The 14,405-nt window shown below is 40.1% G+C and carries 12 protein-coding genes; 8 read left to right on the plus strand and 4 right to left on the minus strand.

Annotated features, from left to right (window positions below; translation table 11 throughout):
* Positions 1-77 precede the first annotated feature (77 nt).
* Positions 78-1,652: a chromosomal replication initiator protein DnaA gene (gene dnaA, locus E6X37_RS06655; RefSeq protein WP_316581166.1), complete on the minus strand. Its 1,575-nt coding sequence runs from the start codon at positions 1,650-1,652 to the stop codon at positions 78-80.
* Positions 1,653-2,724: 1,072 nt separating this feature from the next.
* On the opposite strand from dnaA, the gene rpmH reads away from it, so the two are divergent.
* The 8 genes from rpmH to rsmG all read left to right on the plus strand — a co-directional run bounded on the left by rpmH (position 2,725) and on the right by rsmG (position 9,579).
* A complete protein-coding gene (gene rpmH, locus E6X37_RS06660; protein ID WP_004692946.1) occupies positions 2,725-2,859 on the plus strand; it encodes a 50S ribosomal protein L34 in 135 nt (44 codons plus the stop codon).
* Between the two features lie 79 nt (positions 2,860-2,938).
* Positions 2,939-3,298, plus strand: a complete 360-nt coding sequence (rnpA, locus tag E6X37_RS06665; RefSeq protein ID WP_278460830.1) for a ribonuclease P protein component — start codon at positions 2,939-2,941, stop codon at positions 3,296-3,298.
* A 48-nt stretch (positions 3,299-3,346) separates the two neighbouring features.
* Complete coding sequence (yidD, locus tag E6X37_RS06670; protein WP_012865047.1) at positions 3,347-3,568, plus strand: membrane protein insertion efficiency factor YidD; 222 nt, start codon at positions 3,347-3,349, stop codon at positions 3,566-3,568.
* A gap of 168 nt (positions 3,569-3,736) precedes the next feature.
* A complete protein-coding gene (locus tag E6X37_RS06675) occupies positions 3,737-4,402 on the plus strand; it encodes a YidC/Oxa1 family membrane protein insertase (RefSeq protein WP_004692948.1) in 666 nt (221 codons plus the stop codon).
* A gap of 9 nt (positions 4,403-4,411) precedes the next feature.
* Entirely contained in the window at positions 4,412-5,209 is a 798-nt protein-coding gene (jag, locus tag E6X37_RS06680; protein WP_316689702.1) for an RNA-binding cell elongation regulator Jag/EloR, read from the plus strand.
* Between the two features lie 189 nt (positions 5,210-5,398).
* Complete coding sequence (mnmE, locus tag E6X37_RS06685; protein WP_316689703.1) at positions 5,399-6,784, plus strand: tRNA uridine-5-carboxymethylaminomethyl(34) synthesis GTPase MnmE; 1,386 nt, start codon at positions 5,399-5,401, stop codon at positions 6,782-6,784.
* Positions 6,785-6,830: 46 nt separating this feature from the next.
* The gene (gene mnmG / locus E6X37_RS06690; protein WP_316689705.1) at positions 6,831-8,702 is read left to right on the plus strand and encodes a tRNA uridine-5-carboxymethylaminomethyl(34) synthesis enzyme MnmG; all 1,872 of its coding nucleotides are present in this window, start codon (positions 6,831-6,833) and stop codon (positions 8,700-8,702) included.
* Between the two features lie 124 nt (positions 8,703-8,826).
* Complete coding sequence (rsmG, locus tag E6X37_RS06695; RefSeq protein ID WP_287529208.1) at positions 8,827-9,579, plus strand: 16S rRNA (guanine(527)-N(7))-methyltransferase RsmG; 753 nt, start codon at positions 8,827-8,829, stop codon at positions 9,577-9,579.
* A 309-nt stretch (positions 9,580-9,888) separates the two neighbouring features.
* On the opposite strand, the gene E6X37_RS06700 is transcribed toward rsmG, so the two are convergent.
* The 3 genes from E6X37_RS06700 to E6X37_RS06710 are packed head-to-tail and all read right to left on the minus strand — an operon-like array spanning position 9,889 to position 14,018.
* Positions 9,889-10,746, minus strand: coding sequence for a methylenetetrahydrofolate reductase (locus E6X37_RS06700; protein WP_316689741.1), 858 nt, complete (start codon positions 10,744-10,746; stop codon positions 9,889-9,891).
* A 21-nt stretch (positions 10,747-10,767) separates the two neighbouring features.
* Complete coding sequence (locus tag E6X37_RS06705; RefSeq protein WP_316689706.1) at positions 10,768-13,203, minus strand: homocysteine S-methyltransferase family protein; 2,436 nt, start codon at positions 13,201-13,203, stop codon at positions 10,768-10,770.
* 47 nt (positions 13,204-13,250) lie between these two features.
* Positions 13,251-14,018: a hypothetical protein gene (locus E6X37_RS06710; protein ID WP_004698043.1), complete on the minus strand. Its 768-nt coding sequence runs from the start codon at positions 14,016-14,018 to the stop codon at positions 13,251-13,253.
* Positions 14,019-14,405 lie beyond the last annotated feature (387 nt).

The raw sequence follows: 14,405 nt of genomic DNA on the forward strand, positions 1-14,405 counted from the left end.
ACCTACTTATCCACATATTAACATCAAAGTATGAGTTTTAGGATATCCACAAAGTTATTCACCATATATCCACAGAGTTATCCACAGGTTGTTAATTTCTGTTTAATTTCTGCAACCATTCGTTTAGTTTCTTCGTTTTTTTCAATTTCCTTCGTTATTTTATCGTACGCATGGAGAATTGTCGTATGGTCACGAGAGAAAGCTGCTGCGATTTGTGGATAGCTTTCATTGATCATATCGCGGCATAGATACATGGCGATTTGCCGTGGGAATGCGAATTGGGCTTTCCTTTTTTTGCCGAGCAAGTCTTGCTTTTTAATATTGAAATAAGAACTTACAAAATTCTGGATGCTTTCAATATTAACCATGTTTACCTCTTCTGTGTGAACGAGGCCCGCCAAGGCGTGTTTTGTGTATTCTAGGTCGATAGATTCTAGACGTTGATCGATGGACGCTGTACCGATGAGCTTGGTGAAAGCACCTTGCAATACGCGGACGTTTTCGCTGAATTGCAATGCTACGTAGTTGATAGAGTCATTATCGATGCGAATAATGCGGTTCTTTTTATATTCTCGTTCAAGCAGTGATCTGAAGATGGCGATGCGCGTTTCTAAATCTGGATTTTCCATTGTTGCAATGTAGCCAGCTTGGAAACGAGAGCGAAGACGATCTTCGAACTGCTCCATATCGTTTGGCATCGTATCAGAGGTAAGTACGATTTGCTTGTTATTATTTAGTAATTCATTGAACGTATTAAATAGCTCAGTTTTCGTACTTTCACGGCTTTCAAGGAATTGAATATCGTCAATCATGAGAACATCGATATTGCGGAACGTGTTGCGGAATAATTTACCTTGGTTGCGCTGCAATGTTTCGACGAAAATATTCATAAAGTTTTCGCTTGTAATGGACATGACCTTCATATGTGGATGATGTTCCTTGATGGCATTGCCGATGGCGTGCATCAAATGCGTTTTACCGAGGCCTGAAGGTCCGTAGATAAAGAGCGGATTATAGTCTCCACCAGGGAACTCAGCTACATTTTGAGCAGCCCCAAACGGAATGCGGTTCGCGTTGCCCGTTACGTAGTTATCAAAACGATACGCTGGATTGAGATTGGATAACGATAAATCCACAGGTACATTGTCAGACTGCAATGTTGGCAATGTTTCTGCTGTTTTCTTCGGTGCCGCTACCATTGGCTCGTCTGGAATATCCACAGGCGCTGGCGCGCGATCGATATAGATAGGCTCTTGATAGACCGGTGTGTAAAACTCCTCTTGATAAGCCTTTTCCTCTACTATAGGTGGTAAAGGCATTGGAGGTGCTATAACTGGCGTATCGATGAGACTTTCATCAACAAAGGTAGTATCTATACTCTCTTGATTAAAATCGAATAAAACCATATCTCGAGGAGAGCCGATGACTGTGGTAATCGCATCTTGTAAAGCTTTACTAATTTGCGGCTGCTGGTCGATTAAGTTTTTTACAAATGTTTGCATGACCCCAATATGGATCGAATGACTATCGAGAGACATGGGAATCAACGATGACGTGACGCGCAAATACAATGCGTCAGGTAAATGTTGCATATTCTTTTTCGCCTCAAGCAATATATGTTCCCATATATTATTTAAATCAAATGACTGCATGACGTGCCTCTTGTGAATAACTATTGCGATAAATGTGTATAACTTTAGGAATAATGTGTATAACCATTGTAAAAGCTGTGGAAAAACATATTATTCCTGTGAATAACTTGTGTATAACCTGTGAATAAGTAAAAATAAAAGTCTATTTTATATAGATAATTACTGACTTTTTAGTTTTTATAGATTAAAAGAGAAAAAATGTGGATAACCTCGAAAGTTATCCATCAAAAACTTATAAAAATATATAATTTTCCCTAATTTCAAGTATGATTGTACCAAAAAATCACTAGTTTGTCATTTATTCTGTGGATAACTTTTGGTTATCTGAAGGAAATGTGTTAATAAATTAATAATTATTTCATTATTTGTTCATCAATTACTTTTGGGGGAGGAATGAAAACTACTTTTATCGCTCCATTCTAACGCAAGTCGCTCAAAAAGTAGTTTTCATTCCCCTCCTCCAATAAGATAATTTTTATGATTATTATACACATAGATGGAAAAGTAATTGATGAACTTAACAGCATCAACCTTCAGATAATCAAAACTAAATGATCAATAAAAATGACAAACTAGTGATTTTTCTAAGCGGGAGTGTTAGGTGTAGATATGGATTTTTGACCGAAACGTGTCGTATGGAGGGAGAAAATCACATCTATTCCTCCCCCTGGAAACGTAACATAGGTCCCTATCTCCTTCCCCAGAGGATAAAAGGTAAAATTTGAACACATCCTTAGATCCGTATTCTGAAAGACTTTTATTAGATTGGTATAAAAACTGATACTACTTTTTATACTGGTGGTAGGTATATTAGTAGTCATTAGAGTGTGTTAGGAGTAGGGATAGATGTGGATTTTTGACCGACTTACGTGTCGTATGGAGGGAGAAAACCACATCTATTCCTCCCCCTATAAAAGTAGTATCAGTTTTAGTTCTATCGGATTTAAGTAAAATCTACATGAAAGTCTTTCAGAATAGCCCTAAATGATTGACAAATTTACGTTTTACCTCTATAATTACCCTGTTATGGTATAAGTAAAACAATACAGAATGACGAGGAGGTGTTTTACTAATGAAACGTACTTACCAACCAAATACTCTTTGGAGAAAACGTACCCATGGTTTCCGTGAACGCATGAAAACTATTGGTGGCCGTCTCGTTTTGAAAAGAAGACGTGCAAAAGGCAGAAAACGCTTATCTGCATAATATAATAGCTGTTAGGCAGGAGAAAAAACTTGGCGCTGCTGCCAAGTTTTTCTATTCTTAGGACTTAAGGACAATGCATATGGATTATTGCCTTGATAAAGCAAGACGACTGACGCACAATAATGAATATCGCCTTGTGTATAAGCACGGAAAATACGAAGTAGGCCGTATGTGTGTACTGTATCGTATGCCCGTGGCAAAGCAACCTACGCGCATTGGTTTTGTAACAGGCAAAAAGGTTGGTTGTGCAGTGGAGCGCAACCGAGCTAGACGCCTGATGAAAGAGGTATATCGCCTCAATCAGCATGCCATTCGCGAAGGGTATCATATCGTAATTGTTGGACGTGGCCCTCTGAAAAACGCTACCTACGAAAAAGCGGAAAAGGAGATTTTGTATCTCTTGCGGAAAAGCAAATTATTGATACAAAATAATAAATAGGACCACAAGTTAGAGGCTTTGGTCCTTTTTGTGTATATGGAGGTTTCCATGAAACGCTGTATAACCATGCTTTTACGACTTTTAATTAGGTTTTATCAGCTCGCCATATCTCCCTTAAAACCTGGATGTTGCCGTTATTATCCGACATGTTCCACATATACTCTGCAGGCCATCGAAAAATATGGTCCTTTGAAAGGTAGCTGGATGGGTTTAAAACGCATTCTTCGCTGTCATCCTTTCCATAAGGGTGGCTACGATCCAGTTCCCTAACCCACGTGGGATTAGGCTGGATGCGTTCTGTGAAAGTTACTTTCACAAAAACCATCGAGCACAGTTTTGGAAATACCTAAGCATCTGTATGGATGAAATTTAGACCATACCATAACGATATATAGATGCGCAAAGGACGATTTCGGACTGTATGAAAAAGGAGAAACAATGGACTTTTTAAGTGGTATTTTCCAACCTATCGTTGATTTAATGAGCACATTGGTAACCTATGCGTTCCAATTGACTCAAATGATAGGTTATCCAAGCTACGGTGTGGCTATTATCCTTTTAACAATCGTTATTAAAGCGATTTTGGCACCACTTACTGTTAAGCAAATCAAATCCATGAAGGCTATGCAAGAATTGCAGCCTCGCATGAAACAATTGCAAGATAAATACAAAAACGATCCTGCAAAACTGCAAGCGGAAATGGGTGCATTGTACAAAGAAATGGGCGTTAACCCATTGGCTGGTTGCTTGCCATTGTTGGTACAAATGCCATTCTTGATCGCGATTTATTGGGCTTTGAAAGATTACCCATACGATCCAAACTTTGTACAATTCTTGTGGTTGCCTAGCCTTGGCGATCCAGATCCAATGTATATCTTACCTATTTTGAGTGCATTATCCACATGGGTTATGTCTCGTCAAACTAGTAATGGTGCAACTGGTGCAGCTGCGCAACAACAAAAGATTATGACAATCTTTATGCCTTTATTCATTGGTTACATTTCTTTGAGCTTCCCATCTGGTCTCGTTATCTACTGGGTAGTTTCTAACGTATTCCAATTGATTCAACAGCATTTCATTTACAAAAATTTGAACGCTAAGTAGGAGGCAATTATGGAATTTATCGATGTATCTGCTAAAACCATTGAAGATGCCATTGCTAAAGGTGTAGCTCAATTAGCCGCTGAAGGCCAAGAATTGGTAGAAACTAAAGTCTTAGAACAACCTTCTAGTGGATTTTTAGGCATTGGTCGTAAACCAGCAGTTGTTCGCTTATTCTTCACTGCTTTGGCTCAATCTGCTACTGCAAAAGAAGTAGCTAACGTAGAAGAACAATCTGTAGCTATTGCTTCCGAACCAGTGGCAACAAGCGAAACAGAAGTACAAGATATAGCAGTTGAAACTTCTGAAAGTACTGTAACGGAAAAACCTTCTAAAAAAGAACTTTCAAAAGAAGATCAACAAGAAATTGCTGAAAAAGGTAAACAATTCCTAGATGATATGTTTACACAAATGGGCCTCACTGTGGTTATCGAAAAGATGATGACCAAAGACAAGATTACATTCCAAGTACATGGCGAAGATTTAGGTATTTTGATAGGCAAACATGGTCAAACCTTGGATGCTATTCAATACTTAACAAATCTCGTGGCTCACAAGGATGTATCTGGCCACTGCCATATCGTGGTAGATGTGGAAAACTATCGTTCTCGCCGAGAAGAAACATTGGTAAATCTCGCGAAACGTTTGGCTTCTAAGGTGAAACGTAACCGTCAAAAGGTTTCCTTAGAACCGATGAATGCTTTTGAACGTAAAATCATTCATACTGCCCTTCAAGGGGATAAAAACGTTGTTACCAACAGTGAAGGGGATGAACCATTCCGTCACGTTGTGATTTCGTACAAAAAATAAAATATAGTAGTGCAGCTTTCAAGTAACTGATATCCTCGGTTGCTTGAGGGCTGTTCCCTTTATTCTTTAGGTTATGGTGAAAGCTAACCTAAGTTAATCTTCGCATGCAAAGATTAGTTTAGTTTAACTTTCACAGGCGAAGAACATATACAAAAATAAATACTAGATAATCGAAATACGGAGATATGTATGTATATAGATGATACAATAGCGGCCATTGCGACACCGCCCGGCATCGGTGGGGTTGGTATTATTCGGGTCAGCGGCAAGGATAGTTTTCCTATTGTAAATAGCCTGTTCAAGAGCGTTGGCACCGTTCCTTTGATGGACCGCCAAAATAGAACGATACAATATGGGACCATTGTGGACCCTGCAACTAACAAGACCATCGACGAGGTTCTTGTGTTATTAATGAAAGGTCCTCATTCCTACACGGCAGAGGATGTAGTGGAAATTCAGTGTCACGGCGGCATTGTACCGGTTCGACAAATTTTGAAACTCCTCGTCAATCACGATGTGCGCATGGCTGAGGCCGGTGAATTTACGAAGCGTGCCTTTATGAACGGACGTATCGACCTCACCCAAGCGGAGGCGATCATTGATATTATTGAAGCGAAAACGGAGGACTCTCTCTCCCTCGCTGTGGCACAGCTAGATGGGACTGTTTCATCCTTTGTGAAAGATGTGCGAGAACAGCTCATCGCCATGATTGCTCATTTAGAGGTAACCATCGACTATCCTGAGGAGGATATCGAGGACGTAACGAGCCAAGAGGTTCGTGATCAATTACAGCCTATTTTGAAAGCCATGGATGATCTCTTGTCCACAGCGAATACAGGTCGCCTCATTCGAGATGGTATTACGACGGTTATTGTGGGTCGTCCAAATGCAGGTAAATCGAGCCTCATGAACGCTCTTTTGCGCGAAAACCGCGCTATCGTAACGGATATTCCGGGGACGACGCGGGACAGCATTGAAGAATATATGACCGTAGAAGGCATTTCTCTACGCCTCATCGATACGGCAGGTATTCGGGATACACAAGATACGGTAGAAGCCCTTGGCGTGGAGCGTGCTCGTGATTATATCAACAAAGCAGACATCGTGCTCTGCGTTATTGACGGATCTACTCCGTTAAATCCTGAAGAAATCGAAATTTTGACCTCTGTGAGCGGTTTAAACACCATCGTACTCCTTAATAAGTCCGACGTGGCACAAGTCGTTACAGATGAAAATATTAAAGAACATGGGAATTTTACAGCTATTGAACGCATTAGTGCTAAAGAAGGGGAAGGCTCTGCAGTTCTCTCTAAATGGGTACAAGAACTCGTCTATGGCGGTCGCGTAAAACAAGACAACAGCGCCATGATTAGTAACGTGCGCCACATTAGCCTTATGGAACAAGCAAAGGCACAAGTCGAACAAGCCCTCTCCTCCATCGACATGGGCATGCCAGTAGACTTTGTAGCTACCGACCTGCGCAGTGCCTGGGAACTACTAGGCGACATCACAGGCGATACAATCCGAGAATCCATGATCGACGAACTATTCAGTCGTTTTTGTCTAGGGAAATGATTTAAACTTTCACAATAAGATAAGTAACAAATATAAGGAAATTAATATGTACACAGTAGATAATTATGATGTCATCGTCATCGGCGGTGGTCATGCTGGTTGTGAGGCGGCTCTCGCTACTGCTCGCATGGGTCATCGCACGTTGATGGCGACCATCAGTTTAGATAATATTGCGCTTATGCCGTGCAACCCTGCCGTGGGTGGTCCTGGTAAAAGCCATCTTGTTTACGAAGTTGACGCATTAGGCGGTCAAATGGGTATTAATGCGGATGCTACGGCTATCCAAATGCGTATGCTCAATATGGGTAAGGGACCTGCCGTTCATTCTTTGCGCTGTCAATCCGACAAGATTAAATATCAACATTTGATGAAACAAACATTGGAGAATACAGATAATCTCAATGTTAAGCAAATCATGGTGACAGAGCTTAAGGTGGAGGATGGCAAGGTCACAGGTATCGTTACGGAGCTTGGTGAATTTTATGGCGCCAAGGCTGTTATTCTTTGTACAGGGACCTATTTGAAAGGTAAAATCCTCATCGGCGATATCGATTATGTGGGCGGTCCAAATGGTCAACGCGTAGCGGAACATTTCTCTCGATCCTTGCTCGATAATGGTGTTGAATTGATGCGCTTTAAGACGGGTACACCAGCACGTGTAGATAAACGTACTTTAAATCTCGATAATATGGTAGTTCAAGAAGGCGATGCACATCATCACGCATTTTCTTTTATGGATGAATGGATTAACCGTAATGAAGACGTATGTTGGTTGACGTATACTAACAAAGAAACGCACGAAATCATTCATAGCAATATTCATCGAGCTCCTATGTATAGTGGTAAAATCGAAGGCGTAGGTCCTCGTTACTGCCCTTCCATCGAAGATAAAGTAGTGCGCTTTGCCGATAAAGAACGCCATCAATTATTCGTAGAACCAGAAGGTACGGGTATAAATGAAATGTACGTTCAAGGCATGAGTACATCCCTTCCTATGGACGTACAATATGCATTCTTGCGTACTATTCCAGGCCTTGAAAATGTAGAAATTATGCGCCCTGCCTATGCTATCGAATACGATTGCTTGAATCCAACGCAATTGACACCAGCACTTCAAGTGAAACATATTGAAGGTCTCTACTCTGCGGGTCAAGCCAATGGTACATCTGGCTATGAAGAAGCGGCTGCTCAAGGCCTCATGGCTGGTATCAACGCAGCATTGTGGCTTGAAGGTAAAGAACCGTTTATCCTTGCTCGTTCTGAAGCGTACATCGGTGTTCTCATCGATGATCTTGTAACAAAAGGTACAAATGAACCGTACCGCATGATGACAAGCCGCAGTGAATACCGCTTATTGCTTCGTCAAGATAATGCAGACATGCGTCTTACGGAAAAAGGCCGTGCAATCGGTCTTGTAAAAGATGATCGTTGGGATAAATTTACAGCTAAAAAAGCTGCTATCGAAGAAGCAATGGACATGTTACGAAATACACCTGTCAATCCATCCAAAGAAACACAAGCTTTGCTTGAAAGTTTAGGTACAGCACCTATTAGAACAGGTATTCACGCTTATGATTTAGTAAAACGTAACGAACTCTCTTATGCCGTCGTAGCCGATGCATTTGGTTTGAAACGCTATACACCTGATGTAGAGGAAGCTGTCGATATTTCCATTACCTACGAAGGTTACATCAAAAAGCAAATGGAGCAAGTCGATAAGGTTCGTAAACTAGAAGAAAAAATTCTTCCAAAAGAATGGGACTATACACAAATAAAGGGTATTTCCCTTGAAGCTCAACAAAAGCTCAACAAAATTCGTCCTCACTCCATCGGCCAAGCAAGCCGTATCTCTGGTGTATCACCTGCGGACGTATCTGTTCTGTTGATCCAACTCGAACAATACAATAGAAGTAAATAAAAATAGCATGTAATAACATGCATTTTATATGAACTTTTTAGAAGCTATTTCTTATAGATTTTAAAAGATATTTCCTATAGATCTTATTGTCCTATACATATTAGACAATTCATTAGGTGTACTTATGAAAGAAAAATATGATGTGCCTATAGCACCTCAGTCTGAATTTGTTTCGTACATGATGGAGCAAATGAGCCATTTTGGCTTGCCTTGTACGGAAGAGCAAGCCAAAGACTTTTACATGTATTATGCGCATATGATTGAAACAAATAAATATCTCAATCTAACGGGTATTACGGATATGAAAGAGGTCGTGGTTAAGCACATGATTGACTCCCTCTCCTGTTATGATTCTGAAATTATCAAATCTGACATGACGATTATCGATGTTGGTACCGGTGCAGGTTTCCCTGGTATTCCATTGGCTATCTATGACCGTAGCCTCAAGGTTACCCTGTTTGATTCTTTGAAAAAGCGGCTTACCTTTTTGGAATCGGTTATAGATGAACTAAAACTGACGAACTGTACTACCTTACACGGACGTGCGGAGGATTTGAGTCATCAAGATTACCGTGAAAGCTTTGATATTGCTACGAGCCGTGCCGTGGCACGCTTGCCGATTCTTTTAGAATGGACTGTGCCATACGTAAAAGAAGGTGGATACATAGTTGCTTTAAAAGGAGCTATCTACGAAGAAGAAGTGAAAGAATCTAATAAAGCCCTTAGCACACTAAAAGCTACTATCGAAGAAGTAAGAACCGTTACTTTGCCAACCTTAGAGGATAAACGAGCAATCGTATATATAAAGAAAATTGGAAAAACACCAAAACAATATCCACGAAAACCAAAAGAAATCAAAGACAAACCGTTAGTATAGCAGTTAATGATTTAGGCGTAGAAACTAATATAAATTAATATAACTAAACCCCATGTTACATTGCTACATAAAGAAAAAGAGGATGCAAATCATAGATCTGCATCCTCTTTTCCTTTTCTTAGTAACGAATTAGTTTGTATGCCCTCCCCCACTCTATATCTATTAAATGATATCGTTTACGACAAAATTATATATTTTGTTCACTATATGAGGCGGAGATAAAGATACATATAACACCTTTCCCTAAGAACGACTTAGTTCACTATGGAGGTCGTGGGAAAGGTGTTATATGTTAATCTCAGAATGACTTTATAGGTGATCAATAATATATAATGTTGTATCGATATCATTTAAAGGCATAATATGTACGCCTGCTGCCATTTTCTTGATTTGTTCAAGTGTTTCAATCGCAATTTCTGTACCCGCTTCTTTACCACCTTTTTCCATGCGGTCCAATATTTCTTGAGTAAGATTGATTCCAGGCACTTTTTCATGGAGGTATGTAGCCATTTTAAAGCTTTTAAGTGGAATCAAACCGAGCATGATAGGTACATTGAATTCAGACATCTTGTCAATGTAGCGTTTTGCCTGTTCTAAATCGTAAATTGGTTGTGTTTGTACAAAGTGAGCGCCATTTTGAATTTTAGCAGCTAATTTTTGGCGTTCAATCTCTAAATCTGGAGCACCAGGATTACCAGTGGCACCGATGTAGAAGTTCGTAGGTGCATCTAGGTCATTACCTGCCAGGTCTTTGCCTGCATTTAATGTCTTAGCGATGTTAAGTAGTCCCATACAGTCGACTTCAAATACGGATTGTGCAAATGGATGGTCCCCATTATCTGGTTTATCACCAGTGAGTGTTAAAATATTATGCACGCCCAATGCTGCTGCACCGAGTAATTCAGATTGCAATCCGATAATATTACGGTCGCGGCATGTAAGGTGGAAAATAGTTTCAATTTCTTTGTTATGTTGTAACAAATAAGAAAGAGAAATTGGGCTCATGCGCATTTTGGACATAGGGCTATCAGCGATGTTGATAGCATCGACCTTCCCTTTCAAACGGGCTGCTTGTTCGAAGGTCTTTTCTGCAGAACTGCTTTTAGGAGGATCCAATTCAACAGTAATGGTGAACTGTCTTTGTTGATGTTTTTCTCGTAATGTCATCATGTACCTCGTTACTATACATTATTTTTCTAGTGTTTCAAAGAAGTCATTGGCGTGGTTAACAGCAGCGATGCCGTCTTTAGCGTAGATATCTGCACCTGCTTGGTCTGCGTAGTCTTGAGATACTACAGCGCCACCAACCATGACCTTAGTTTTAAGGCCTGCTGCACGGATAGCAGCGATAGTATTGTCGATTTGTGGCATGGTAGTCGTCATCAAGGAACAGATGCCAACGAGGGCAGCTTTGTTATCTTTAATGGCTTGTACGATAACTTCTGGGTCAACGTCCTTACCCAGGTCGACGATTTTGTAACCATTGTTTTCGAGCAATGCTGCTACGATATTTTTACCTAAATCGTGGATGTCGCCTTTAACTGTAGCCACGACAACGGTGCCTTTATCTAAGCTTTCACTAGCAGGAATAATTTCTTTAATGGTGTTGAAAGCAGCCTGCATTGTTTCAGCAGCAAGCATTACTTGTGGTAAGAATAATTTACCAGAACCAAACTTATCCCCCACTACGTTCATCGCTTCCGATAAGCCTTTTTTCGTAAGATCTAATGGATCGATACCATCTGCTAAGGCTTTTTTTACAAGATCAATGATAGCTTCTTTTTCGCCTTGTTCTACACATGCGCGAATATTGGCTAAAGGATCATTACTATCGAAGGATTTTTTATCTGGCCCTTTAGGAGCAGAGTTACCAGGAGCGGTAGTTTCGTCTTCATAGCCGTATTCTTTAATAAATTCAGCAGAACCTGGGTCCCAGCCTAGTAAGGTAGTACTAGATACAAATGCTTTTTTTGCTGGATAATTGAGTGGATTCATAATCGGTGTTGTTAAGCCACATGCGAGGGCCATTGTTAAGAATTGGCCGTTCAAATAAGGACGTTGAGGCATACCGAAGGAGATATTGGACAAGCCCATTACTGTTGGGAAGCCAAATTTTTCTTTATATAATTGTAGCGTACGCAATGTTTGGCGTGCACTATCTTCACCGCTGGCAAGTGTTAATACCAATGGATCGAGTAATAAGTCATGTGGTTGAAGACCATAACCGTAAGCGCGATTTATGATGCTTTCAGCTAAAGCAACGCGGTCCTCTGCTTTTTCAGGTAAGTCACCACTACAGATTGGCAAGCAAAGCAATGCTGCACCATACCGTTTAGCCAAAGGCATTACGTGAGTAATAGACTCCTCCTCCCCATTTACGGAGTTAATGAGGGCACGACCTGGATAGTTTTTAAGAGCTATTTCCATAGCTACTGGGTCTAATGTGTCAATGGATAATGGTGTTTCTACGAGCATGGATAACTCGAAAATGGCGCGTTCCATTAAGGGTGATTGATCCATGCCGGCTACACCCATGTTTACATCTAGGATATCTGCACCTGCCTCTACTTGGTCTAAGGCATCCCGTTTTACACGGATGAAAGAGCCATCGCGCAATTCTTGAGCAAGGACTTTACGGCCAGTTGGATTAATACGTTCGCCAATGATAAGTGGTTTTGTATGATGGCCTAACTCTAAAAGTTTAGTACGGCTTGTAATAATTGTTTTAGGTGCAATGTGGGCGCGTTCTTTTGGCGTATGAGCTTTCACAGCATCGGAAATAGATTGAATATGAGCTGGTGTTGTACCACAGCAGCCGCCAACATAGCTTGCACCAGCATCAACAATTGGAAGCATCAAAGGCCCCATCTCTTCAGCTGAAAGTGGGAATACAGTTTGTTTATTTATTAATTGAGGCATACCGGCATTTGGCTGACAGCTTATTGGTAAATTTGTAACGCTTGCAATCTCTTCGATAAGTGGTGTAATTTGTTCAGGTCCAAGGGAACAGTTGATACCAATGATATCAGCCCCTATAGCTTCTACGATAGTAGTTGCTACTGCTGGTGGTGTACCTGTAATAGTACGACCGTCTTCACTAAAAGAAAATTGACAGATGATTTGTACATCATCTTTTGTCTTCCCTGCTGCTTCACGAGCATCTAAAGAGGCTAATAAAGCGGCACGCATTTCCTGTACGTCGATGATAGTTTCAATGATAATAAAATCAACGCCACCTTCGATTAATGCTTCGGCTTGTTCACGATATGTATCATAAATGGAGTCAAAGCTCATATTGCCTAATGGTTGTAAAAAACGACCTGTAGGTCCCATAGAACCTGCTACACGAGCAGTTGGTTTAGTCTCTGCAATGGCTTCTTTTGCTACCTTCACAGCTGCAATATTAATTTCTCTTACGCGATCCTGTAAATCATAATCTTCTAATTTAAGACCACAAGCACCGAATGTATTGGTAGTGATTACATCACTGCCATGTTGTAAGTATTGAGCATGAATATCCTTTACTACTTCTGGTCTTTCAATATTAAATAGCTCTGGACAATAGCCTTCTTCTAAGCCTGCCGCTTGAAGCATTGTGCCCATAGCACCGTCAAATATATACATAAACATCTTCCTTTAACATCCTAAATTACAATGTTTCACGTGAAACACTATTGTATTGGCTGCCCCTTCATGGCAATACCAGAAATGTCGGCAGTAGTTTTACTACCTTCCTCTTCTCCCCCATCTTGGGTGTTGACTGTTGCTTTCTCTGGTAATTTTCGAGATGCACAGTTTTGTTGTGAACAAGATGTACAGCCTCGTTTAGTTTTAATATCTTCGTTTGCTGGCATTAAACCGATGATAGCCGTTACAGACTTACGTGGGAATAATAAATAGTTCTCTGTTACTTGTAAGCCAATCATCTCTGTTTTGATGATTTTAGCTAATTGTGGTTGGATTTCTAGTGGCCAGTTGCCATAACCAGGGCTAAAACGCCAAGTTGGCTTATAGCCTTGTTTTTTAGCAATTGTATTGATTACTTCGTTTACCTGATCAGCTACCTGTTCTACAGCAGTTGTGGCTGCTGCATCAAGTAATAAGCCTACCGTATAGTTACCTTGTTTAAATAACTGTTCACTACGAATTTCTACATCTTCTCCAACTGTTACGCCTAATACGTATACTTTAGTAGATTTTTCTAGATGCTTTTCGATGATAGACCCTTCAATTTTAAGCGGTGGATTGCTTAAAATTGTTTTTGTTTCTGCATCGTAATCATATTCTTGATATACACCCCTAGGTGTAGCCAATAATTGGATTTCCTTACATGCTTCGTCAACATAGTTTTGTGGGAAATCCTCAGCGTGACGAAGTCCTGCGTATCGTTTTACTTCTGCTTTGTCGATGGCAGGAAGCATTCCGTTATAGATGGGCATAGAAACGCCTCCTCTTCAAAATAAAAAGCTCTGCGTATCCGTAGAGCGTGTGCTTACTGTTATCAATTGTATATATAGATCTTATAAAGTGATTTTTCTAGACTCTTAAGATTATCAATCTAATTACTATCTAACTAATAGTATATAGATATGAATAATACCTGTCAAAGTATATGGGGCCTGTATTCTCATATAATTTAGTAGTATATAGGTATAGTTTAAAGTTATATCAAAATGATTTTTGTTCATAAAAGTTATTGATGATGAAGGTTTTATATGTTTAATGTTAACCATAATGTTTCACGTGAAACAATTTATTAAATATAATCTAATAATTTGTTATGAGTATATAAGTATATTAATATTAGTTCATTACATTTCGTATAT

This window comes from Veillonella parvula (assembly GCF_032550495.1).
Lineage (GTDB): Bacteria > Bacillota > Negativicutes > Veillonellales > Veillonellaceae > Veillonella > Veillonella parvula_G.